At 63.2% G+C, this 23746-nt stretch carries 26 protein-coding genes; 13 read left to right on the top strand and 13 right to left on the bottom strand.

The genetic code is table 11. The features are described 5' to 3' along the window. Positions 1-11: 11 nt before the first annotated feature. The gene (gene flgL, locus CXQ82_RS25820; RefSeq protein WP_101272885.1) at positions 12-1208 is read left to right on the top strand and encodes a flagellar hook-associated protein FlgL; all 1197 of its coding nucleotides are present in this window, start codon (positions 12-14) and stop codon (positions 1206-1208) included. Between the two features lie 227 nt (positions 1209-1435). Here flgL and fliR read toward each other — a convergent pair whose 3' ends face one another. The 13 genes from fliR to fliF all read right to left on the bottom strand — a co-directional run bounded on the left by fliR (position 1436) and on the right by fliF (position 12083). Further along, entirely contained in the window at positions 1436-2224 is a 789-nt protein-coding gene (gene fliR / locus CXQ82_RS25825; RefSeq protein ID WP_101272886.1) for a flagellar biosynthetic protein FliR, read from the bottom strand. Between the two features lie 6 nt (positions 2225-2230). Next, on the bottom strand, positions 2231-2500 hold the full coding sequence (gene fliQ / locus CXQ82_RS25830; protein WP_101272887.1) for a flagellar biosynthesis protein FliQ: 270 nt from the start codon (positions 2498-2500) through the stop codon (positions 2231-2233). Positions 2501-2514: 14 nt separating this feature from the next. Beyond that, complete coding sequence (fliP, locus tag CXQ82_RS25835; RefSeq protein WP_101272888.1) at positions 2515-3207, bottom strand: flagellar type III secretion system pore protein FliP; 693 nt, start codon at positions 3205-3207, stop codon at positions 2515-2517. Beyond that, positions 3204-3590 (bottom strand): flagellar biosynthetic protein FliO, encoded by a 387-nt coding sequence (gene fliO, locus CXQ82_RS25840; RefSeq protein ID WP_256581829.1) that lies wholly within the window; start codon positions 3588-3590, stop codon positions 3204-3206. The genes fliP and fliO overlap by 4 nt, the downstream gene beginning before the upstream one ends. Beyond that, on the bottom strand, positions 3587-4060 hold the full coding sequence (gene fliN, locus CXQ82_RS25845) for a flagellar motor switch protein FliN (protein WP_101272889.1): 474 nt from the start codon (positions 4058-4060) through the stop codon (positions 3587-3589). The genes fliO and fliN overlap by 4 nt, the downstream gene beginning before the upstream one ends. After that, positions 4053-5108, bottom strand: a complete 1056-nt coding sequence (gene fliM, locus CXQ82_RS25850) for a flagellar motor switch protein FliM (RefSeq protein WP_101272890.1) — start codon at positions 5106-5108, stop codon at positions 4053-4055. Before fliM ends, fliN begins: the two co-directional genes overlap by 8 nt. Positions 5109-5111: 3 nt before the next feature. Then, entirely contained in the window at positions 5112-5582 is a 471-nt protein-coding gene (gene fliL / locus CXQ82_RS25855) for a flagellar basal body-associated protein FliL (protein ID WP_101272891.1), read from the bottom strand. A 111-nt stretch (positions 5583-5693) separates the two neighbouring features. After that, the gene (locus tag CXQ82_RS25860) at positions 5694-6872 is read right to left on the bottom strand and encodes a flagellar hook-length control protein FliK (RefSeq protein WP_101272892.1); all 1179 of its coding nucleotides are present in this window, start codon (positions 6870-6872) and stop codon (positions 5694-5696) included. An 8-nt stretch (positions 6873-6880) separates the two neighbouring features. Continuing rightward, the gene (gene fliJ / locus CXQ82_RS25865; RefSeq protein ID WP_101272893.1) at positions 6881-7351 is read right to left on the bottom strand and encodes a flagellar export protein FliJ; all 471 of its coding nucleotides are present in this window, start codon (positions 7349-7351) and stop codon (positions 6881-6883) included. Positions 7352-7357: 6 nt separating this feature from the next. Then, positions 7358-8722 (bottom strand): flagellar protein export ATPase FliI, encoded by a 1365-nt coding sequence (fliI, locus tag CXQ82_RS25870; RefSeq protein WP_101272894.1) that lies wholly within the window; start codon positions 8720-8722, stop codon positions 7358-7360. Beyond that, positions 8719-9384 carry a flagellar assembly protein FliH gene (locus CXQ82_RS25875; protein ID WP_101272895.1) on the bottom strand — a complete coding sequence of 222 codons (666 nt, stop codon included), beginning with the start codon at positions 9382-9384 and terminating at the stop codon, positions 8719-8721. Before CXQ82_RS25875 ends, fliI begins: the two co-directional genes overlap by 4 nt. Then, the gene (gene fliG, locus CXQ82_RS25880; RefSeq protein ID WP_101272896.1) at positions 9377-10375 is read right to left on the bottom strand and encodes a flagellar motor switch protein FliG; all 999 of its coding nucleotides are present in this window, start codon (positions 10373-10375) and stop codon (positions 9377-9379) included. The genes CXQ82_RS25875 and fliG overlap by 8 nt, the downstream gene beginning before the upstream one ends. After that, positions 10368-12083 carry a flagellar basal-body MS-ring/collar protein FliF gene (fliF, locus tag CXQ82_RS25885; protein WP_101272897.1) on the bottom strand — a complete coding sequence of 572 codons (1716 nt, stop codon included), beginning with the start codon at positions 12081-12083 and terminating at the stop codon, positions 10368-10370. The genes fliG and fliF overlap by 8 nt, the downstream gene beginning before the upstream one ends. Positions 12084-12266: 183 nt before the next feature. Here fliF and fliE point away from each other — a divergent pair, with 183 nt between their 5' ends. The 12 genes from fliE to CXQ82_RS25945 all read left to right on the top strand — a co-directional run bounded on the left by fliE (position 12267) and on the right by CXQ82_RS25945 (position 23476). Next, positions 12267-12581 (top strand): flagellar hook-basal body complex protein FliE, encoded by a 315-nt coding sequence (fliE, locus tag CXQ82_RS25890; protein ID WP_101272898.1) that lies wholly within the window; start codon positions 12267-12269, stop codon positions 12579-12581. Between the two features lie 77 nt (positions 12582-12658). Continuing rightward, complete coding sequence (fliD, locus tag CXQ82_RS25895) at positions 12659-14065, top strand: flagellar filament capping protein FliD (RefSeq protein ID WP_101272899.1); 1407 nt, start codon at positions 12659-12661, stop codon at positions 14063-14065. A gap of 23 nt (positions 14066-14088) precedes the next feature. Continuing rightward, the gene (gene fliS / locus CXQ82_RS25900; protein ID WP_101272900.1) at positions 14089-14490 is read left to right on the top strand and encodes a flagellar export chaperone FliS; all 402 of its coding nucleotides are present in this window, start codon (positions 14089-14091) and stop codon (positions 14488-14490) included. A 2-nt stretch (positions 14491-14492) separates the two neighbouring features. Continuing rightward, the gene (gene fliT, locus CXQ82_RS25905; RefSeq protein WP_101272901.1) at positions 14493-14864 is read left to right on the top strand and encodes a flagellar protein FliT; all 372 of its coding nucleotides are present in this window, start codon (positions 14493-14495) and stop codon (positions 14862-14864) included. Between the two features lie 330 nt (positions 14865-15194). Beyond that, entirely contained in the window at positions 15195-15530 is a 336-nt protein-coding gene (gene flhD / locus CXQ82_RS25910; protein ID WP_017735858.1) for a flagellar transcriptional regulator FlhD, read from the top strand. 3 nt (positions 15531-15533) lie between these two features. Continuing rightward, positions 15534-16085, top strand: coding sequence for a flagellar transcriptional regulator FlhC (gene flhC, locus CXQ82_RS25915; RefSeq protein ID WP_101272902.1), 552 nt, complete (start codon positions 15534-15536; stop codon positions 16083-16085). Positions 16086-16301: 216 nt separating this feature from the next. Further along, a complete protein-coding gene (gene motA, locus CXQ82_RS25920) occupies positions 16302-17162 on the top strand; it encodes a flagellar motor stator protein MotA (RefSeq protein WP_101272903.1) in 861 nt (286 codons plus the stop codon). Next, positions 17159-17989 carry a flagellar motor protein MotB gene (gene motB / locus CXQ82_RS25925; RefSeq protein WP_101272904.1) on the top strand — a complete coding sequence of 277 codons (831 nt, stop codon included), beginning with the start codon at positions 17159-17161 and terminating at the stop codon, positions 17987-17989. Before motA ends, motB begins: the two co-directional genes overlap by 4 nt. Positions 17990-18160: 171 nt before the next feature. Next, a complete protein-coding gene (flhB, locus tag CXQ82_RS25930) occupies positions 18161-19330 on the top strand; it encodes a flagellar biosynthesis protein FlhB (protein ID WP_101272905.1) in 1170 nt (389 codons plus the stop codon). After that, a complete protein-coding gene (flhA, locus tag CXQ82_RS25935) occupies positions 19327-21423 on the top strand; it encodes a flagellar biosynthesis protein FlhA (RefSeq protein ID WP_101272906.1) in 2097 nt (698 codons plus the stop codon). The genes flhB and flhA overlap by 4 nt, the downstream gene beginning before the upstream one ends. Then, positions 21420-23063 (top strand): AAA family ATPase, encoded by a 1644-nt coding sequence (locus CXQ82_RS25940; protein ID WP_101272907.1) that lies wholly within the window; start codon positions 21420-21422, stop codon positions 23061-23063. The genes flhA and CXQ82_RS25940 overlap by 4 nt, the downstream gene beginning before the upstream one ends. 65 nt (positions 23064-23128) lie before the next feature. Beyond that, entirely contained in the window at positions 23129-23476 is a 348-nt protein-coding gene (locus CXQ82_RS25945; protein WP_256581830.1) for a hypothetical protein, read from the top strand. Positions 23477-23746: the final 270 nt, after the last annotated feature.

The following is a 23746-nucleotide window of genomic DNA, read 5'->3' on the forward strand; positions in this document are numbered from 1 at the left end:
GGAGTGACCCCATGCGCCTCAGCAGTGCGACGATTTACAACCAGAGCCTGAGTGCCATGCTCGCCCAGGAAAGCGCCTACCAGGACGCGGCCCAGGAAGTGTCCAGCGGCACCCGGGTGGTCAACCCTTCAGACGATTCCCTGGCCGCCGCCCAGGCCGTCAATGTGCGCCAGGCCATCGCCGCGAACGCGCAATACGCCGATTCGCGCAGCGCCATCAGCACCTCGCTGTCCCAAGAGGAAAGCACCCTGGACAGCATCAACGACGCGATCACCAGCGCCCGCGCGCTGATCGTTCAGGCCAACAACGGCACCTTGAGCGACGCCGACCGCGAGTCCATCGCCACCTCGTTGCAAGGGGTATACGACACCTTGGTGACCCTGGCCAACGCCACGGACAGCAACGGCAACTACCTGTTCTCCGGCTACCAGAGCCAAAGTCCGGCGTTTGCCACCGATGCCAATGGCGACCTGGTGTACCAGGGCGACGACAATGCGGTTACGCAATTGGTCAGCTCCACCCAGAGCATGGCCAGCGGCGACACCGGGGCGACGATTTTCCTTTCGGTCAGCAGCTCGGCCGGGTTTATCGCCGAGGCTGGCGACAACAGCGGCAGCGTGACCTACACCGGCCCCAGCATCAGTGACACCCAGGACGCCAACTACGGCAGCGGTTTCAGCCTGACCTTCAGCACCGCCGCCGACGGCACCGCACAATACAGCGTGGATGGTGCCGACCCGGTGGCCTACACCTCAGGCGACACCCTGGAAATCAACGGCCTGTCCCTGACCCTCAGCGGTACCCCGGTGGCTGGCGACACTATTACCGTGAGCAAAGCCGCCGACGCCGACCCGGACCTGTTCGCCACCCTGAAAAACCTGATCTCGGTGCTGCAAACCCCGGTGGAAACCGACGCCGACCAGGCCAACCTGAACAACACCCTGTCCACCGCCAGCCGCCAACTGAGCAATGCCCAGGACAACGTACTCACGGTGCAGACCTCGGTGGGTTCACGCCTGAATCAATTGGACGTGCTCGACACCATCGGCGACGACCTGGCACTGAGCTACACCGAGCGTCTGTCAGGACTGGTGGATGCCGACTACACCGAGTCGGTCACCCAATACACCGCCCTGCAAGTGGCATTGCAAGCGGCGCAACAGACGTTTGTGAGCATCCAGAAGATGTCCTTGTTCGAGTACATCTAAAGAACAACTGGATCAAAATGTGGGAGGGGCGGTGCGACGATTCGACTTGCCCCCGATTGCAGTGTGCCAGGCAAAGAATCTACAACTGACCCACCGCCATCGGGGGCAAGTCGAATCGTCGCACCGCCCCTCCCACACTTGATTGGGTTCGCAGGCCAGTGGAACCGGTGCAGCAAAGATGTCTCAGCTCAAATACATCTAAAGCACATTTGATTGTGGTTTACAGATCAAGGCAGGGTCATGTTCTCGACAAGGTACTGCATGAACTGCAAGGTATTGGTCAGCAGACTAGCCAGGAATTGCCCCAGATCCCCCATCACCACCATCAGCAGTATCAGGCCCACGGACAGGGTCAGCGGGAAGCCCACCGAAAACACCGTCAACTGTGGCGACACCCGATTGAGAATGCCCATGGCCAGGTTGATGATCAGCAGCGTGGCCACCATCGGCAACGCCAGCAACAGCCCGGTGAGGAAGATCGTGCTGCCGTAGCGGGCAATCAGGTTCCAGGCATTCGGGTCAAAGCGCAGGTGGCCGATGGGCAGGCTCTTGAAGGTGTTGGCCAGCAACTCCAGCACCATCAAATGACCATTCAGCGCGAGGAACATCAGCACCGTAATCATGCCCAGGTAGCGCGACAGCACCAGGCTGTTGGTGGCGGTGTCGGCGGAAAAAAACGTAGCAAACGCCAGGCCCATCTGCATGCCGCAGATATCGCCCGTCATCTCCACCACCGCCAGGGTCACGCGCATTACCATGCCCAATGACATGCCGATCATCACCTGTTCCACCATCACCCCAAGGCCGGCCCAGGAGAACACCGGTACCTCCGGCAGCGGTGGCAGGTTGGGTGCCAGCAAAAACGCCAACAGCATCGCCAGGCCGACTTTGACCTGGCTCGACACATTTTTGTGGCCCAGGATCGGGTCGCTCATCAGGTACGCGAGCACGCGGCAGAACGGCCAGAAAAAGCTGCTGAGCCATACTTGCAACTGCGCCGAACTGACCTCGATCACCGCGCGTCAACCAATCAGCGTGGGTAAGCTGGTGAACAGCGCGCGGGTGTAGTCCACCAGCATTTCCATGATCAACGGCCCTGCAAGCACCAGCACCACGCACACCCCGATGATCTTGGGGATAAACGACAAGGTGGATTCGTTGATCTGCGTGGCGGCCTGGAACAGGCTCACCAGCAAGCCGATAAACAGCGTCACGAACAACACGGGCGCGGCCACGATCATGCTCATGCGCATGCCTTTGTAAGCCAGGTCCATGACCATTTCCGGGGTCATCGTCTACCTCCTTATCAGGTATAAAAACTCTGCGCCAGGGAGCCGAGCAGCAATTGCCAGCCGTCCACCAGCACAAACAGCATCAGCTTGAACGGCAGCGAAATGGTCGACGGCGGCACCATCATCATGCCCAGCGCCATCAGCACGCTCGCCACCACCAGGTCGATGATCAAAAACGGGATAAAGATGGTGAAGCCGGCCTGGAACGCGGTTTTCAGTTCGCTGGTGACAAACGCCGGCAGCAGCACGCGCATGGGCACATCCTCGGGGCCTTGCAGGTCGGCGAGGCGGGCGATGCGCGCGAACAACGCCAGGTCGCCCTGGCGGGTCTGGGTCAGCATGAAGGTGCGAAACGGCAGGCTGCCCTTGTCGAGAAACTGCTCCACCGTGATCTCATCCTGGGAGAACGGTTTCCAGGCGGTTTCGTAAGCCTGGTCCAGGGTCGGTGACATCACGAAAAACGTCAGGAACAGCGCCAGCCCCAACAACACCTGGTTCGGCGGTGCCGAGGTGGTGCCGATGGCGGTGCGCAGCAGGCCAAGCACGATGATGATGCGGGTGAAACCGGTCATCATCAGCAGCACCGCCGGCAGGAACGCCATGGCACTCAGCAGCAGCAGGGTTTGCAGGCTCAGCGACCATTGTTGGCCGCCAGCTTGCCCGGTGAAGGCACTGAGGCCTTGCATCGCCGGCTCCAAGGCGGTCATGACGAGCGCCCCTTGCGCTTGAGGTTGTGTTTCAACGCCAGCGCCAGGCGCTCGGCAAAGCTCTCGCCAGCGGCAATGACCACCTCGGGTTCAGGTGCCGGTGCTTCCATCTGCGCCAGCGCGGTCACCTGTTGCGCGGTCACGCCCAGCACCAGCCACTGGCCGCGCACCTCCACAATCACGACTTTTTCGCGCTGGCCCAGGCCGGTGCTGCTGACTACCCGCAGCATTTTGCCGGGGGCCAATGGCCGCGAGCCCATACGCCGCGCGAGCCAACCGCAGGCCAGCACGCAAGCCACCACGATCAGCAGCGCCATGCCGGTTTTACCCAGCAGCGCCAGGTTCATCACATTGTCGGAAGGCACACCGAGGGGCTGGCTCATCGGTTGAGCTTTTGGACGCGTTCAGACGGGGTAATGATTTCGGTGATGCGAATCCCGTACTTGTCATCCACCACCACCACTTCGCCCTGGGCGATCAGGTAGCTGTTGATCAGGATATCCATCGGTTCGCCCGCCAGGCCGTCCAGGGCCAGCACCGAGCCTTGGGCCAGTTCCAGCAATTGCTTGATGGTGATCCGCGTGCGGCCCAGCTCGACGCTGAGCTTCACCGGAATATCCATGATCATTTCCAGCTCACGCGCGGCGGCCGTGGGTTGCGGCGCCGAGAGCGGCTTGAACAGGCTTGACCCCACGCTCGGCGCCGGCTCGGCAACCGCAGCGGCATCAGCCTGTTGCTGCTCGGCCAGGGCAATTGCCCACGGGTCGTCGTCACCGGCCTCGGCGGCCTGCTCGGCCAGGGCATCGGCCCACTCGTCGGGCTCTTGGGGTTCGAGGGTGTTTGCATCAGTCATGGTCGGATTCCTTGGCAGTGGACACGTGGCCCTTCACGAATCGGCTGGTAGAAGAAGAGGAAAGGCTCAGGGAGTGGTCGACCAGGTCCTTGACGAGTAATGCGCGCAGGCCGTTCTGGCTGCCGTATTCACAGGTCATGACCGGCACGCCATCGACCCGCGCATTGATGATGTCGGGCAGTTCGATGGGCAATACATCGCCGACCTTGAGTGCCATGACCTGCCCGACCCGCGCGTCCATCTCGACAAAATCGGCGATCAGCTCGACCTCCGAATGCGCGATTTCGCCAGCCATGCGCTTGTTCCAGTGGCGCTCTTCCTCGGGATTGGTGTCCGTCAGCGGGCCATTGAGCAGCTGGCGCATCGGCTCGATCATCAGGTACGGGATCACGATGTTGAAATCGCTGGAGAGGTTGCCGACCTCCAGGTGGAAGGTGGCATTCACCACGATTTCATTCGGCGAGCTGGTGATGTTGGCGAACTTGGCCTGCATCTCGGAGCGCAGGTATTCGATTTCCAGGGGGTACACCGACTTCCACGCGTCCTTGTAGGCGTCCACCGACAAGCCCAACAGGCGCCGGATGATGCGTTGCTCGGTGTGGGTAAACTCGCGGCCTTCGGACTTGGTGACAAAGCGCCCGTCGCCGCCGAACAGGTTGTCCACCACCATGAACACCACGCTCGGCGGGAACACCACCAGGGCCGTGCCGCGCAGCGGTTTCATCGCCAGCAGGTTGATGTTGGTGGGCATCGGCATGTGCATCGAGAATTCGCTGTAACTCTGGTAGCGCACACTTTTGACGGTGATGTCGATGCTGCGCCGGATCAGGTTGAACAGCGCCATGCGAAAGTAACGGGCGAAGCGCTCGTTGATGATGTCCAGCGCATGCAGGCGCTCATGGATCACCCGGTGCTGGGTCGCCGGGTCGTACGGGCGCACCCGCGAGGCGTCGAGAGTGCCGGCTTCTTCGTGGACGGCGTCGGTTTCGTCGCCGCCGCGAAGCAGCATGTCGATCTCGTCCTGGGAGAGCAAATCGTCGATAGCCATGGGTTACTGCACGATAAAGTCGGTGTACAGCACGCGCAGCACCAAGGGTGCTGGCTGCTGCGGTGCCAGGGGTTGCTTGAGGGCCTGCAGAATGGTGTCCGCCAGCGCCGCCTTGCCCTGGGGCGTGATCAGCCGCGAGGTGTCCTGGCCGCTGAGCAGGGTCAGCAGTTGGCTGCGCACTTGCGGCATGTATTGCTGCAGCAGCGCCTGGGTCGCGTCGTCCGCCACTTCCAGGGCAAAACCGACGTACAGCAGGTTTTGCTCATCACGCTCGTTCACCAGGTTGACCGTCATCGGCGCGACGTTCACCAGCCGTGGCGCCTGGGGTGCTTGCTCGGTGGGCGCGGCCTGCTTCGCTTCGCCGGCGGTGGCGTTCTGGCTGATGTAGACGTAGGTGCCGGCGCTGCTGCCCGCAATGACGACCAACGCCAGCAGCAGAATCAAGAGCCAGGGGGTTTTGCGGGTGGTGGGCATGGGCTGGAACCGTGGAATGAAGGCAGGGCTCAAGTATGACCATCGCCCTGCCCCGCCCATGGCGCGATAAGACCGCCGTAACGGCGGTATCTCGCTGTTTTGATTTGGGATTCAGACGTACAGGTCGACCCCCGAACCGCTCAGCACCACCTGCTGCACCGGAGCCGGCGGCACCTCGACACTGCTGGCGGTTGCGGTGCCCGGGTTGGCCTGCGGGTCACGTTGCGCCTGCCCGCCTGCGGCCTGGCGTGACGACTGGTCGCTGACCGAGGCCTGCCCCAGCGCGATGCCTTGGGTGGCCAACGCCTCGCGCAATTGCGGCAACGCCTGCTCCACCGCCGCGCGCACGGAGGCATGCGCGGCCTGGAACTGCGCCTGGGTGCTGCCGTCATTCAGGTTGAGGCTGATGGACAACGGCCCAAGCTCGGCGGGGTGCAGGCGCAAGTCCACCTGTTGGTCGCCACGGGTGACCATGTCGACCATTTGCTGGCCGAGGTCCGCCGCCCAATCGGTGCTGCCAATGGCGGCGCTGAGGACCAGGCCCGTGCGGGTAACCGCGTCGTTGGCGGCCACGCTCGTTGGGCTGAACGCGCTCGGTGCGAAGCTGACCAGGGTTTGCGGGTCGGGCTGGCTGTCGGGCTGGCGCTCCTCGGTGTGCGCACGCACGGTGGGTACCGTGTCGGCGACGCTGGCGACCAGCGCCGGCATGGCGTCGGGCAGGTCGACGGGGTCCGGGGTGTCGGTGTCGTCATCCGTGGCGGACAGGCTTTGGGACAGGCTTTGGGTATGCACCGGCGCGCTGCTGGTGACCACTGGAGCCGTTGGCGTAACGCTGACCGGCACCGGCACACTCAGCGCAATCGATGGGATCACGATGACTGCGGCCGTATCGGGCTCGCCAGCATTTTCGATCAGCGCCATGCGCTGGCGAATATCGTCCAGGGTGGTGTCGGCCTCTGTGCTGGGCTCGGCCGCTTCGGCCTGCGCCACGGGGGCATCGGGCATCAGGTTCAGCACATCGTCGACCATCGGGGGTTGCGGCTCGGCCACCGCCAGCGGTTGCACAACGACCGGCGCGGGCACCTCGACGGGCTCGGCGACTGGCGCCACTTGCGGTAGCACCGGCGCCACCTCTGGCTGCACCACCGGCAGCGCGGGCACAGGCTCCGCCACGGCGGCCGTCACCTGGCTCAACACCGCCGCAAACGCCGCACTCGGTGCCGCCGGGGCCTCTGCTGGCGCACTCGGCGCAACGGGCACGGCGGGCACTAACGTCGCAAGAATATCCATGGTGTCCCTTAGAGGCTGCTGTCGATAGAAGAGGGAAACGCTGCCGCACGGCGCCGCAACTGGCTGGCCATTTCGTCGGTGTGGCGTTGTTCGATACGCCCCGCGCGGACCTGCGCCTGCTCGGCGCGGCGGCTCAGCAACGCTTCAATCGCGCTGACCTTGCGCCACTGCACCATCCAGGTGAGCTGGTGGTGCGCGACTTGTTTGCGGTGGCGCTCGAGGCTTTTTTGCGCGCGCTCTACGGCCTCTTCCAGCGACTGCAAAAAGCCCCGGTAGTTGGTGAGGGCCGACGGGCTCATGCCGTCCTTGGCCAGTTCCAGTTGCAGGTTCTGGCGGTATTCCTGCTGGTACTGGTCGAGGGTGTGCAACTGCTTGATGACCTGCTGCTCGGCGTTGCGGCTTTGCGCCAGGGCGCGAGCCGCCACGTCACGGGCCTTGGCGGTGAGTTCGATCAGCAGGCGCAGGGATTGGTCAGCCATGGAACATCACCCCGGGAATAATAAAGAAAGGCCGTGCAGGGTCTCGTCGACGCTGGCGCGATCGTCGATACGCTGTTGCAAAAAACGTTCGATATGCGGGTACAAACCCACCGCGCGGTCGAGTTGCACATCGTGGCCCTGGGTGTAGGCGCCCACGCTGATCAGGTCGCGGTTGCGCTGGTAGCGCGACAACGCCTGCTTGAGTTGATTGGCCTTGCGCTGCTGGGCATCGCTGGCGATGGCGGTCATCGCGCGGCTGATCGAGGCTTCGATGTCGATGGCCGGGTAGTGCCCGCTTTCGGCCAGGTGCCGGGACAGCACGATGTGCCCGTCGAGGATCGCCCGCGCCGAGTCGGCAATCGGGTCCTGCTGGTCGTCGCCTTCACTGAGCACCGTATAGAACGCGGTGATCGAGCCGCCACCGGGCGGGCCATTACCGGTGCGCTCCACCAGCTTGGGCAACTTGGCGAACACCGACGGCGGGTAGCCCTTGGTCGCCGGCGGTTCGCCCACGGCCAGGGCGATCTCGCGCTGGGCCATGGCGTAACGGGTCAGGGAGTCCATGATCAGCAGCACGTCCTTGCCCTGGTCGCGAAAATCCTCGGCCACCCGCGTGGCATAGAGCGCGCCCTGCAAGCGTTGCAACGGCGAGGTATCCGCCGGCGCGGCGACTACCACGGAGCGGCGCAGGCCGTCTTCGCCGAGGATATTGTCGATAAAGTCCTGCACCTCGCGGCCGCGCTCGCCGATCAGCCCCACCACGATCACATCGGCCTGGGTGTAGCGCGCCATCATGCCCAGCAGCACCGACTTGCCCACGCCCGAGCCGGCAAACAGGCCCAGGCGCTGACCACGCCCGACGCAAAGCAAGGCATTGATGGCGCGGATGCCCACGTCGATCTGGCGATCAATCGGCGCACGCTTGAGCGGGTTGAGTGGCTGCGTGTGCAAGCCGGCGTGATGCGCGCCCAGCAGCGGGCCACGGCCGTCCAGGGGCTGGCCGCCGCTGTCGAGCACACGGCCGAGCAGCGCCATGCCCAAGGGAAAATGACGATTGCCACCGGCGCCGGTCTGGCCCTCATCGGCGGCAAACACCCGCGCGCCGGGCTGCAGGCCGTGGATTTCCGCCAGCGGCATCAGGTACAGCGTGTCACCGGCAAAGCCGACGACTTCAGCCTCGGCGTACACGCCTTCATGGGCGGTGAGTTCGATGCGGCACGCGCCACCCAGCGGCAGGCGCAGGCCCACGGCCTCCAGCACCATGCCGGTGGCGCGGGTGATACGCCCGCTGCGCAGGTGCGGCGCAACCTGCAAGGCTGGGCCTTGGACGGCGTCGAGCACAAGGCTCCAGCGTGCGACATGGGCATTCATTCCAGGCTGCGCTCGACATTCGATTGCAGCAGGCCCAAACGCGACGGCCGCGTAGCATCCAGCTCGCCGCCGGCACTGACCACGCGGCAACCACCGGGCAGCATCGAAGGGTCGGCGTGCAACACCCAACCAGCCAATTCGAGCTGCTCGCCGAGGCCTGCCTGCACGCGCTGCACATCCTCGGGGTGGAGCCACAACTTGGGTTTGCCGGTGAGTTCCAGGTCGCTGTCGAGCATGCCTTGCACCAACGTCAGCACCTGCTCCGGCTGGGCGGTCAGCGCCTCACCGGCCAATTGCTCAGCGGCCTCCAGGGCAATGCGCACTAGTTGGCGGGCAATCTGCGCGTCCATCGCCTTCAGCGCTTGGTCAAAGTTGCGGCATAACTCCAGCAGCGGTTGCAGGGTGTGCACCAACTGCTGTTGCAACTCCACCGCAGCGGCCTGGCGCCCTTCGTTCAAGCCTTGGGCATAGCCCTGCTCCACGCCTTGGGCATGCCCGATGGGCTGGGCTTCGGCGATGGTTTTTTCGCGCAACACCTGCATTTCCAGGCGGTGCTGGAAGGCTTGCTTGCGCAGGCGCTCGCGGTGGCTGGAGTGGGGGTCGTCGCTGGGCGAGGCGGCGCTGCCCAACGGGTCCATCTGCCAGGGCTGCCAGTCAGACATAAGTGTCATTGCCGCGCGCGGTGACGATATCGCCGCTGTCGGACAGGCGTCGCACTACCGCGAGAATGGCCTTCTGTTCGGATTCGATCTGCGACATGCGGATCGGCCCGCGCGCTTCCATGTCTTCGCGGAACAACTGCCCGGCACGCTGGGACATGTTGTGCAGGAAGCGTTCGAGCAGCGCCGGCGGGCAACCTTTGAGGGCGATCGCCAGGGAGTTCTGGTCCACCTGTTGCAGCAGGGTCTGAATGCCACGGTCGTCCACGTCGATAAGGTTTTCGAACAGGAACATCTCGTCGAGGATCTTCTGCGCCAAGTCCTCGCTGTGCTCGCGCACGGTGCCGATGGCCAGCTCTTCGTGGGCCGAACTCATCAGGTTGAGGATCTCCGCCGCCGTGCGCACACCGCCCATTTTGCTGCGCTTGAGGCTCTGGCCGTCGAGCATCACGCCGAGCACTTCGGTCAGTTCCTGCAAGGCTACCGGCTGCACGCCGCTGAAGGTGGCGATGCGCAGGATGATGTCGTTGCGCAGCCGATCCGGCAGCAATTGCAGGATGTCGGAAGCCTGGTGGCGCTCCAGGTGCACGAGGATGGTGGCGATGATCTGCGGGTGTTCGTCGCGGATCATCTCGGCCACCATCGAAGCCTCCATGAGGTTGAGCTTGTCGATACCCGAGCCGGTGTTGGTGTTTTCCAGGATGTCGTCGATCAGGCTGGCGGCGCGCTCGCTGCCCAGGGCCTTGGTAAGCACGGCGCGGATATGGTCGCTGGTCTGGATATTGATGGCGGCATATTGGTCGGTCTCGTCCATGAACTCTTCGAGCACCTGGCGCATTTCTTCGTGGGACACCTGGCTCAGGCGCGCCATTTCCATGCTGATGGCTTCCACATCGGTGCTGGGCAGGAACTTGAACACTTCCGCCGCGCTATCGGCGTCCAGCGACAGCAGCAGGATGGCGCTGCGGCGCGAGCCGGTCATTTTGCTAGTCATTTTTCTTCATCCATCCGCGCACGATCATGGCGACCAACCGCGGGTCTTCAGCGGCAATCTCTTTGAGGCTCTGCATGTTCTGTTCATACACCGCCGACTTGCGCGGCAGGGTATGCGGCGCGCCGCTTTCCTGGCCGGCAACCACCAGGCTGGTGTCAGTGCTGGTCGGCACCAGCGCGGTGCCCGGTTCGGCGCTGGTCGCAAGCATCTGCGCCGTGTGGCGGGCGTTGCGTTTTTGCATCGGACGCAGCACCAGCCACCACAACAGGAATGCGGCAAAGGCCACCAGCACGTAACGCAAGCCGCTGATCAGCAGGTTGTAGGCCTCGGGTGTTCGCCACCACGGTTGCTCGGCCACCGAGGTGTCTTCGCTTACGAACGGGCTGTTGATCACCTGCAGCGCATCGCCACGGCTTTCGGTAAAGCCCATGGCCTGGCGCACCAGGTTGTTGATGTTCTCCAGTTCTTCCTTGCTCAACGGCTCGGTGCTCGGCGCGCCGTCCTTGAGCACCGTGCGGTAGTTGACGACCACGGCGGTGGTCAGGCGCTGGATGGTGCCCAGGCTCGACTTGACGTGCTCGACGTTGCGGTCGACCTCGTAATTGATCATCCGCTCGCTTTGGGTGGCGCCGGCGGGTTTGGCGGCTTTGGTATCGGTGGTTGCAGCAGCGCCCGCCGGTGTCGGCGCGGTGGCCTTGGTCGGCGCCGGCGTATTCGGTGGCGAGTTGGTCAGCGCGCCAGGCACGCCACGGCCGGCGTCATCGCCTTCCACCACATGCTCGGAGGTTTGCTTGCTGCGTACGGCGGCGGTGTTTTCGTCCTGGTTCGGCGCGTAGCGTTCGGCGGTGCTTTCACGCGTGGAAAAATCCACCTGGGCGACCACCTGGGCATGCACGTTCTGGCTGCCGAGCAACGGCGTGAGGATGTCTTCGATGCGACGCTGGTAGGAACGCTCGATCTCATGCACGTAGTCGAGTTGGGTGCCGTCCGGGCCGGTGGTGTCGCCGTGGACCTGGGACAGCAGGCGGCCGTTCTGGTCGACCACGGTGACCGCATCCACACTCAGCTCCGGCACACTGGAGGTGACTAGGTGCACAATCGCGCTGGCCTGGCTTTGGCCGAGTTCGCGGCCGGGTTGCAGGGTCAGCACCACCGAGGCGCGCGCCGCCTCGCGGTCGCGCACGAATACCGATTGCTTGGCCATCACCAGATGCACCCGCGCCTTGGCCACCGGGCCGAGGGATTCGATGGTGCGCGCCAGCTCGCCTTCCAGGCCGCGCTGGTAATTGAGTTGTTCGGCGAACTGGCTGACGCCGAAGGCCTGCTTGTCGAGCAATTCGAAGCCGACACTGCCGCCCTTGGGCAAGCCTTGCTCGGCCAGTTGCAGGCGCAGGGCGCTCATTTTGTCGCCGGGCACCAGGATGGTGTTGCCGCCCTCGCTCAGGCGATAAGGGATGGCGCGCTTGTCCAGCTCACTGATGATTTGCCCGCCATCGGCCTCGCTGAGCCCAGAAAACAGCACGCGGTATTCCGGCTCGCGCGCCCACAGCAGCAACGCCACCACCACCGCGATGGCGGCAGCGGCGGCCAGCAGCAATGGCAACAGCGGCTGATTGCGAAACAGCGTGGCCAACGCGTCCAAGGGCTTGGCCTTCAAGGGGGTTGCCAGGTTCTTTTGCGCGCCTTTGGCCAGGACTGCGGTACTCACGAAGGTAGGGCCTGTGCGAAAGACATTGCGGCGTCCGGTAACAGTAGTAAGGGCTTCATTCTGGCGAAAATGCCAAAAGCTAAACCCCGGAAAAGCCGCCGCTTTTGTGCTCAATTGGGCGAATGTGCCGCTGGCCGGGCGCGGTAATCTGCTGGCCTGATCGCTACCTATGGAGCCCGCGCCGTGAATTCGTCCGCCCTGACCAATGCCCTGCAACAACTGTCGCTGCTGGCCGAACAGGCCGAAGGCGCAAGCAGCCAGCGCATGGCCCCCGCCAGCGGGTTTGCCGGTGAGTTGCAGTCGTCGTTGCAGCGCATCAACCGCCTGCAACAGACCGCCACCACTCAGTCCAATGCATTCCAGGCCGGCAGCGAGTCGGTGTCGTTGAGCGATGTGATGGCCGATTCGCAAAAAGCCAGCGTGGCCTTCCAGATGGGCGTACAGGTGCGCAACCGCCTGCTGACCGCCTACAAAGACGTGATGGCCATGCAGGTGTGAAAAACCTCGCGGCGCTCCTAAAGACGGGCTGAGCGTTTGCCGATGTTCGGTGAACACAAACCAGGACAGGCATTCACATGGCAACCACGACCTCTACTACGTCGACGGCATCGATCACTTCCCTGGGAGTCGGCTCCGGGCTGGACCTGGACAGCATCCTGACCAGCCTGGAAGAGTCCAAGGAAGCCAGCCTGCTCACGCCGATCACCAACCAGGAAACCTCGGTAAACGCCGAAATTTCCGCCTACGGCACCCTGACCAGCGCCCTCACCAAACTGCAAACCGCCGCCGAAGCCCTGGCCGACTCCAGCCTGTACGAGTCGTTGACCACCTCGTTTTCCGGCAGCGGCGTCACGGCCGCCACCACCAGCGAAGCCGAAGCCGGTACCTACAAGCTGGAAGTGACGCAACTGGCCCAGGCACAGAGCCTGACCACCGACGGCATCGCCAGCAAAACCACGGCCCTGGGCACCGGCACGCTGACCATTCAAGTGGGCACGGCGGACGCGGTGTCGATCACCCTCGACAGCAGCAATAACACCCTGGAAGGCATTCGTACTGCGATCAATGCGTCCGGCGCCGGCGTCACCGCCTCCATCGTCAACGATGGCAGCGACACGCCGTACCGCCTGGTGCTGACCTCGGACAGCACCGGCACCGAGTCGGAAATGACCGTGACCTACAGCGGCACCGACAGCACCGACACGGCCTCCAGCCTGTTCGGCTACGACGGCAGCAGCGGCAACATGACCGAAACCGTGGAAGCCCTGGACGCCGAGCTGACCATCAACGGCATCGCCATCACCAGCCAAAGCAACACCGTGGAAGACGCCCTGCAAGGCGTGACTTTGAGCCTGTCCGCCACCGGCAGCTCGCAAACCCTGACGATTGCCCAGGACACCGACGCGATCTACGACGCCATTTCCACCTTTGTCTCGGCCTACAACAGCTACGTCTCCAGCGTCGACACCCTCACCTCCTACGACGCGGATGCCGACACGGCGGGCGAGCTGCTGGGCGACTCGACCACCCGGCGCATCAGCCGGGAATTGAGCAGCGACCTCTACACCGCTATCGGCAGCGGCACCTTCAGCTACCTGTCGCAGCTGGGTATTTCCCTGGAAGTCGACGGCACCCTGCTGATTGACGAAGACACCCTGACCAGCGCCATCACCGACAACATCGACGCCGTGTCGGAGTTTTTTATCGGCACCGACGGCACCTCAGGCTTCATCGGCCAGATGACCGACGACCTCGACAACTACCTCGACGAAGACAATGGCCTGATCGTCGCACGCACCGACAGCCTGGCCTCCAAACTGGAGCAGCTGGAAGACCGTTACGACGAAAAACAAGCGCTGATCGACTCCGAAATGGCGCGCTGGACCGAGCAGTTCACCCAGCTCGACACCCTGATCTCGTCGCTCAACACCACGGCCGATTACCTCACCACCCAGTTCGACGCCCTTAACAGCGACAGCTGACGACTACACGCGGAGCAAATCAGATGAATTCTCTTCGAGACGCGAATGCCTACGCCAAGGTGGGCGTGGAAAGCGGCATTCTGGCGGCCTCTCCCCACCAAAGAATCGTGATGCTCTTCGACAGTTACCAAGCCTCGATCCGCATCGCGCGCCTGCATATGCAGGCCGGCCACATTGCCGAAAAAGGCAAGGCCATTACCAAGGCAATCAACATCGTCAGCCAGGGTTTGCGGGCCTCGCTGGACCTGGAACAAGGAGGTGACATCGCCGTGCAACTGGACCAACTCTACGACTACGTGGTGCGTGTGCTGCTGCGCGCCAACCTGAACAACGACGACACAGCACTGACCACGGCCGCCGAGCTGCTGGAAAATGTCGCCGCCGCCTGGCTGGCTATTGGGTCGCACACCGAGGAAGAGCGGTAGCCATGATGCAAACACAATTGATCGCCGCTTACGAACAACTGCTCGAACAATCCCAGCGCCTGCTCGAGTGCGCAAAAAAGGCCGACTGGGATGGGATATTTGCGCTCAAGTCCCAAGGCTTGATCGACGCTGCTTATTTGCGCCGCGCCCAAGACCAAGTTGATCTAGATGCCAGCGGCCAACAATACAAGCTTGAACTTCTTAGCCAGATACTGGCACTGGAAGAGCAAGTTAATTATTTTTTGCACGCGCGCCAGAATGACCTCGGCGAGTTGATGCAGATCAACCGCAAGAAGAGCAATTTGAACAGCGCGTATCGCGCATCATCCCATCAAGTGATACCAATAAGCCATTATTTGTATCGAAAGAAATAACAAGCACTTACACGCTGCACCTACGCACGACATATAAGTGTGAAATTATCTTTGAGGTACGATAAATCACTGAAAACAGACAAGAAATAACACCCCTCAGTCTGTTATCGTAAGGTTTACTTGATACTTTAGAAAAAATTAAAAAAATCGGTATTCACGGCCAGCTAGCGGATGGTCGGGAGCATGAATAACCGAATAACGCTACAAACAGGCACTCGTTGTACAACTCTAAATGCCTGACTTTAGTACTTGTCGATTTGCAGCACTGTCTGCCAGAGGTCGCGCCATTAGGCGTGCCGAACTGTAGTACCCAACGGGAGGGGTAGAAAGTTGCCAAATACCAACACTGAGCTTGAAGACATCCAGGACCTGAATCTTTCGTATTTACTACTGGCCCAAAACTTGTTGCGCAAAGATCGCGAGATCGCCATTTTCCGACTGAAACTCAGCGAACCCATGGCCGACCTGCTGACCAAACTCAGCAGCAAGCAAATGACCCAACTGGCGCGGGTCAACCAGTTGATCTGTCGCCCGGTGTTCGAGGAGACCGACCGCTTGTCCAGGGTGCTGGGCAACGCGCGTGAACTGGGCATGGTGGAGATTCACTCCGCACTGCTGATGGCCGCCGCCGACCGCACGGGCGATTTGCGCATCGGGGAAGGCTGATCCATGTCAGACAAAAGCCTGGTCACCGAAATGCAGCAAGTGCAGCTGGCAATCGAACTGATTGAGCTCGGCGCGCGGCTGCAGGTGCTGGAAACGGAGACCTCGCTGAGCCGAGGTCGACTGATCCGTCTCTACAAGGAAGTGCGAGGCGCCTCCCCGCCCAAGGGCATGCTGCCCTTCTCCACCGACTGGTTCGTGACGTGGCTGCCGAACATTCATTCGTCGCTGTTCTACGGCATCTATCGCAGCCTGATGGAAATCGGCGGGCATCGCATCGATGCGTTCGTCAAAGCCTATCGCCTGTACCTGGAACAGGTTGGCGACCAGGAAGGCGAGCTGGTGCTGGGCCTCACGCGCGCCTGGACCCTGGTGCGTTTTTTTGAAAGCGACATGCTCGAGCTGATTCGCTGCTCATGCTGCTCCGGCGAGTTCGTCGCCCACTCCCATGCGCCGGCGCAGCATTATGTGTGCGGGATTTGCCAGCCACCGTCGCGGGCGGGGAAGACCTTGAAGCGCAGGGATATTGATGCGCAGTTGTTAATACGCAAAGCCTGAGCCGAACACAGGGCAAATGTGGGAGGGGGCTTGCCCCCGATGGCGGTGGGTCAGTTAACTTATTTGTAGCTGACCCACCGCTATCGGGGGCAAGCCCCCTCCCACATTTGATCTAGGGTGTTTTCAATTTCACCGTCTAAGAAAAGCCCTCAATTCACCCTGTGCCGTTGCCGATAGTCAGCAAGTACCCATTGCTTGAATCTAAGGAACGACCACGTGCTCATCGTCTCCGGGCTTATCGTTGTACTGTTATCCGTGTTCGGTGGCTTTGTCCTGTCCGGTGGCAGCCTTGGCCCGCTGTATCAGCCCACCGAATTGCTGATGATTGCCGGCGCCGGCGTCGGCGCGTTTATTGCCGCCAACAACGGCAAGGCGATCCGCGCCACCCTCACCGCTGTCTCGCGTTTCAAGCGCAGCGCCAAGTACGACAAAAGCCTCTACCTGGAGCTGATGGCCATGCTCTACGCCTTGCTCAGCAAGGCCCGCCGCGAAGGCATGCTATCCCTCGAACGGGATATCGACGACCCCACGCAAAGCCCGATTTTCTCGCAGTACTCGCGGCTGTTGTCCGACCCGCTGATCATCCTGTTTATCACTGACTACCTGCGCTTATTGGTCAGCAGCGCCATGCAGGCCCACGAACTCGACGAGCTGATGCTGCACGAAATCGAAGGCTTCGAGCACGAGGCAGGCTTGCCTTCCGACGCGCTGTATAAAGTCAGCGATGCCCTGCCCGCCTTTGGCATCGTTGCGGCGGTGATGGGTGTGGTCAAAGCCTTGAGCGCAGTGAACGTGGGGCCGGACTTGATGGGCCAGATGATCGCCCATGCCCTGGTCGGCACCTTCCTGGGCATTTACCTGGCCTACGGGCTGGTGGCGCCCTTGGCCAGCCGCATCGACCGGCAGGCCGCCGAGTCGACCAAGATGCTGCAGTGCATCCGCGTCACGCTGCTGGCCAGCGTGCAGGGCTTGCCGCCGCAATTGGCCGTGGAGTTCGGCCGCAAGGCCCTGCACACCAGTGAACGCCCCGGCGCGCTGGAGCTGGAGACCTACGTACGCAATGGCGGCGGCGCATGAGCGACCGGCCGATCATCATCCGGCGCAAAAAAGTCGCCAAGCATGGGCACCACGGCGGCGCCTGGAAGATCGCCTTCGCCGACTTCATGACCGCCTTGATGGCGTTGTTCCTGGTGCTGTGGGTGCTGTCCAACGCCAGCAAAAACGACAAGGAGGCGATCGCCGAGTATTTCAGTACGCCACTGCTGGCAGCCATCAGCAAAGGCGAACGCACGGCCAACAGCGCCAGCGCAATTCCGGGCGGCGGGCCCGACCCACGGACCACGCAAGGTGAGAAAACCCGACACACGCCGCGCCTGTCCGGTGAAGAACGGCGCCACCTCGAATCGCTCAAGCAGCGCCTGAACAACGCGGTGGACCGTGACCCGCAACTGCGCGAACTCAAGCAGCAGATCGCGATTGAACTGAGCCCCGAAGGCCTGCGCGTGCAACTGCTGGATACCGACAAACGCCCGATGTTCGAGCTGGGCAGCGCCAACGTCGCGCCGTACCTGAGCAAGCTGCTCAAGACCTTCGCACCGGTACTCAACGAGCTGCCCAACCGCATCCAGATCAGCGGCCACACCGACAGCCACCCCTACCCCGGCGGCGATGCCGGCTACAACAACTGGGACCTGTCCGCCGACCGCGCCAAGGCCTCGCGCCAGGAACTGGTGGCCGGCGGCCTGGACTCCGACAAGCTGCTGCGCGTCTCGGGCATGGCTGACCGCATTCGCTTCCACGGCGCCGGGCCTTATGACGCGGCCAACCGGCGCATCGAAATCATCGTGCTGGACCGCCGTGTCGCTGAACGCATCTTGTCCCAGGACGAATACGGCACACCGTAACCTGTGGCGAGGGAGCTTGCTCCCGTTGGACTGCGCAGCAGGCCCATCTTTTGGGGCCGCTTCGCGACCCAACGGGAGCAAGCTCCCTCGCCACGGGTACAGGGAATAGCGGGGGATTGTGCGTGCTATTTGTGCAATCGCAAGCCTGCGCGGCTGCGCAAAATAGCGGCTATGGCCGAGACCAGCAAAGAAGACCAGACCGAAGCGGCCACGCCGCGACGCATTGAGAAGGCCCGCGAAGAAGGCCAAGTCGCGCGTTCCCGCGAAATGAACACCTTCGTCATGCTGCTGGCCGGCATCGGCGGGCTGTGGCTGATGGGCGGCAGCCTGTATGACAACCTCGGCCAGGTGATGGAACAAGCGCTGCTGTTCGACCGCGCGCAACTGTTCGACAGCGCGCGCATGCTCAGCACGCTATGGACCCTCAGCCAAACCGCGCTGCTGGCCCTGGCGCCGTTTTTTGCCCTGATGACCTTTGCCGCCCTCGCCGCGCCGGCCCTGCTTGGCGGGTTGGTGATCACCCTGGCGGCGGCGCGGCCGCAGTTCTCGCGGGTCAACCCCATGAGCGGGCTGGCGCGGCTGTTTTCGGTGCAGGTACTGGTGGAGCTGGCCAAGGCCATTGCCAAGGCCACCCTGATCGGCACGGTGATGTACTTCTTTTTGCGCAGCCATATCGACCAGTTGCTCAACCTGCCGCACATGCCTGCGCCCAAAGCCCTGGCGGCGATGATGAGCCTCACCGCCAGCGCCTGCGCCATGTGCGTGGCCGCGTTGATTATCGTGGTGGGCATGGACGTGCCCTACCAGCTGTGGACCTACGCCAAGAACCTGCGCATGTCCAAGGAAGAGCAGCGCCAGGAACACAAGAATTCCGACGGCGACCCGCATATCAAGGCCAAGATTCGCCAGGTGCAACAGGCCCGCGCGCGGCGCCGCATGATGAGCAAGGTGCCCAAGGCCGACGTGATCGTGACCAACCCCAGCCACTTTGCGGTGGCCCTGGTGTACCAGAAAGACAAGAACGGCGCCCCGCGCGTGGTGGCCAAGGGCGCGGACGACGTGGCGCTGCGTATCCGTGGGATTGCCGAGGAACACCGCCTGCCGATTCTTGAAGCCCCGCCACTGGCGCGGGCCCTGTATTTCCACGTCGACCTCGACCGTGAAATTCCTATCGAGCTGTACACCGTGGTCGCCGAAGTCGTCGCCTGGGCTATTCGCCTCAAGCGTGTCAGCGAACACGGCGGCGACCTGCCGCCTACCCCGGTGAACCTGAACGTACCGCCCGGCATGGACCAGCGTGGCCCGCGCACCCCGACACCTGAGGATGAACCCAACGCATGAAAGCCATGACCGATTTATTCGGCCCCGATTCCTGGCTGGCCACCACCGACCTCAAGGTCATGACCGGCCCGGTGCTGATCGTGCTCATCCTGTCGATGATGATCCTGCCACTGCCCACCTTCATCCTCGACCTGTTGTTCACCTTCAACATCGCCCTGGCGATCATGGTGTTGATGGTCAGCATGCTCACGGAAAAGCCCCTGGATTTCTCGGCGTTTCCCTCGGTGCTGCTGTTTACCACGCTGCTGCGCTTGTCGCTGAACGTGGCGTCCACGCGGGTGATCCTGATGGAAGGCCACACCGGCCCCGACGCGGCGGGCAAGGTGATCGAGGCGTTCGGCGAGTTCCTGGTGGGCGGCAACTTTGCCGTGGGCCTGGCGCTGTTCCTGATCCTGGTGACCATCAACTTCATGGTGATCACCAAGGGTGCCGGGCGCATCGCCGAAGTCGGCGCGCGCTTCACCCTGGACTCGATGCCCGGCAAGCAAATGGCGATCGACGCCGACCTCAACGCCGGCCTGATCGGCGAACCCCAAGCCCGCCAGCGCCGCAAGGAAGTGGCCCAGGAAGCCGACTTCTTCGGTTCCATGGACGGTGCCAGCAAGTTCGTACGCGGTGACGCCGTGGCCGGCCTGGTGATCATGGGCGTGTGCATCATCGGCGGCCTGGCCATCGGTATCCTGCAGCACGGCATGGCCTTTTCCGATGCGGCGCACACCTACACCATGCTGACCATCGGCGACGGCCTGGTTGCGCAGATTCCCGGCCTGGTGATTTCGATTGCCGCCGGCGTCACCGTGTCCCGCGTCAACACCGAACAGGACGTCGGCCAGCAGATGATGGGGCAGCTGTTCAGCCGCCCCAAGGTGCTGATGATGACCGCCGGCGTGATGGGCCTGCTCGGCCTGGTGCCGGGCATGCCGAACCTGGTGTTCCTGATCCTCACCGGGTTGCTGGCCGGGCTGGGCTGGTGGTTTTCCAAGCAGGAGGAGCTGGCTCCGGAAGGCTCGCCGACCCAGACCTTGCTGCCCAAGGCCGCCTCGCAAAGCAGCGAAGCCTCGTGGGACGACGTGCAGTTGGTCGACACCCTGAGCCTGCGCGTCGGCCATCGCCTGATCCAGCTGGTGGACGCGCGCCAGCAAGGCGAACTGATCACGCGCATCAAGAGCCTGCGCAAAAAATTCGCCCAGGACGTGGGTTTTCTGCCGCCGGTGGTGCACGTGCGCGACAAGCTCGAACTGGCCGCCAACACTTACATCATCAGCCTCAAGGGCGTGGAAATCGGCCGTGGCGAGGTGTTCCCCGGCAAGTGGCTGGCGATCAACCCCGGCAAGGTCACCCATGAGCTGGAAGGCACCGCGGCAGTGGACCCGGCGTTCGGCCTGCCGGCGATCTGGATCGAGGCCAACCTGCGCGAACACGGGCAGATTTATGGCTACACCGTGGTCGACGCCAGCACCGTGACCGCCACCCACCTTAACCACCTGCTGCACCAGCACGCCAAGGACATGCTCGGCCGGGGCGAAGTGCAGAAGCTGCTGGACAAGCTCGGCCCCGACAGCAAGGGCCTGATCGATGAAGTGGTGCCCAAGCTGGTGTCGCTGACCGTATTGCAGCGTGTACTGCAGAACCTGCTGGAAGAAAACGTCTCGATCCGCGACATGCGCACCATCCTCGATGCCCTCGCCGAGCACGGCGGTGTGCAGCAGCCTCCCGACGTGCAGGAGCTGACCGCCGTGGCGCGCGTGGCGTTGGGGCGTTCCATCGTCAACCAACTGTTCGGCAACAAGACCGAACTGAAAGTCATCGGCCTGGACTTCAACCTCGAACAGGTGCTGATGCAGGCCGTGGGCAATGGCGGCGCGCTGGAACCGAGCCTGGCGGACAACCTGATGCAACAGACCACCCTGACCCTCAAGCGCCAGGAAAACAGCGCCGAACCGCCGGTGCTGGTGGTGCCCAACAAACTGCGGCCGGTGCTGTCGCGCTTCCTGCGCCGGCGTCTGCGCCAGCTAACGGTGATCGCCCTGAGCGAGATCCCCGACGACCGCACCCTGCGCATGACTAACGTGATCGGAGGCAAACCCAAGTGAGTGCGCAACGCTTTATCGGCGCCAATAGCCGCGATGCCATGAACCAGGTGCGCCTGGCCCTGGGTGAGGAGGCGTTGATTTTGTCGAGCCGCATGACCGCCGCCGGGGTGGAAATCATGGCGCTGGGCGACGCCCCGCAGAACCCGCCTTCGTTGCTCGACGGGCTACTGGAGGCGGGCTTCAGTGCGGGCTTCAGCGCAACATTGGTTGCCTCGGCGCCGACCCAATTGCCCGACGCCACACCGGCACGGCTCAAGGCCTGGCTGCTGCAACGGCTCGACAGCCAATTGAACCAGTTAACCAATGAGGCCGAGCTGTTCGATGACGCCACGGTGATTGCCTTGGTCGGCCCCACCGGCGTCGGTAAAACCACCACCACCGCCAAGTTGGCAGCGCGTTATGTGATGCGCCACGGCCCAGGCCAGGTCGCGCTGGTGACCACGGACAGCTTCCGTATTGGCGCCCACGAACAACTGCATATTTACGCGCAACTGTTGGGTGTAGAGCTGCACGCCCTGGCGCCGGATGCGCCGCTCGGCCCGCTGCTGGGCGGGTTGGCGGCCAAGCGCCTGGTACTCATCGACACCGCGGGCATGAGCCAGCGCGACCAGCGCCTGCTCACGCAGATCCAACAGCTTGGCAACGGTGGCCGCGCCTTGCGCCTGATGCTGGTGCTCAACGCCGCCAGCCACGGCGACACCCTCGACGAGGTGGTGCACACCTATCGTGAGGCCGCGCACGCCGCCGGTTGCCGCCTGGACGATTGCATCATCAGCAAATGCGACGAAGCCGCGCGGCTGGGGCCGGTGCTGGACACGGTGATTCGGCATGGTTTGCGGCTGAACTACCTGTCGACCGGCCAGCAGGTGCCGGAGGACTTGCAACTGCCGGGCGCGTCGAATTTCTTGCAGCAGGCGCTGGACAGTGGCCGCCCATCGCGGTTCGCCCAGGCCCCCGGCATGTCGACGGGCCTGCACCTGAATGCACTGGTGCGTGGGCTGCTGGGGCAGCGCAAGGCGCTGATGGCCTTGCGCGACAGCCTGGCCGTGCACATCCAGCAGCCTTTGAACGCGCCAACATCCCGCGCTGCGCCCGCCACCCGAGGCAGCCGGCGCGTGGTGTATCAAGGCGCGCCACAGCGCCTGAGCAGCCTGGCCGGGCAGGCCGAGGGCTTTGGCAGCCATGAACTGCGTTACCGTAACCGCCACGCGCGGCTGACCTTGCGCCATCTGCCGCTGGTGCACAAAGGCACCCCGCTGCGCGCCTGGTTCGGTACGCTGCAAGACAGCCACAGCGGCCAACGCCTGGGGCAGCGCTATTGGCTGGCCGAGGCCCAAGGGGCGCTGAATGAACAGGCGGCTGACCTGGTGCAAGCCATCAAACATGAAGCGCTAAAAAGCCTGACCGAGCGCGGTTCAGCGCTGCTGCTCGACCTCCATCCGCACCTGCCTGCCGACCTGCGTCAGCACCTGGCCACCGGCCTCGCCGCGACCGCCGTGCACCTGACCCACGCCAGCGAAGACTGGGCCTTCCAGGCCCGCGCGCAACTGCTCGGGCTGTTGCCGAAAAAACCCAGGGGCCATGCCAGTGAAATCCTCGACGGTTTGCTGTACCTGTCCGCTGTGACGAGCAGCCTCTGAACCAGCATGACCAGGCCGCCGGCCTGCGCCAGTGGGCGCAGCAACGGGTAGCGCAGCCTACGTTGATGCTGTTTGGCTCGGCGAAAGAGGCCGCCCTGGCCGAGCAAACCCTGGAGCGCTGGCACCGCCAGGGCCAGCGCTGGGTCGGCGACCCGGCATGCTGGCAGGTGCGGGCTGTGGATAACTATCGCAGCGACTTGCCTGAGCGCTGGGGCGTGTGGATCGACAGTGACCTGGACGCGTTCCGCCGAACATTCACCACCTTGCGCCGGTTACGCGAACAAGGCGGGCCGGTGCAGGTGTTGGCGCTGCATGCGGGTTTTGCGCAGCAGGGGCTACTCAATAATCTGCGCGAGGCGGTACAGCGGTATTTGGGAGTGCGCTTGCTACTGATAACTGAAACTCACACTTGACCCCTGTGGCGAGCGGGCTTGCCCGCGTTGGGCTGCGAAGCAGTCCCATCCTATTCAACACGTTCTACCTGGTGGATCCCAGTTTCAGGTTTTGGGGCCGCTTCGCGGCCCAACGCGGGCAAGCCCGCTCGCCACAACAGCCCATGAACAGAACAGCCAGGCCAGCTCCCACATTGGATATGCATTAAGCAGGGAACACGTCATCCGGCATAGGGCTGTTCCGCGCTTAAGCCGCCTCGGCCAGCAGTAATAATCCTGTGGATTTTTTGT

Origin of the sequence: Pseudomonas sp. S09G 359 (genome assembly GCF_002843605.1) — a bacterium.
In the GTDB taxonomy this organism is placed as follows: Bacteria; Pseudomonadota; Gammaproteobacteria; order Pseudomonadales; family Pseudomonadaceae; genus Aquipseudomonas.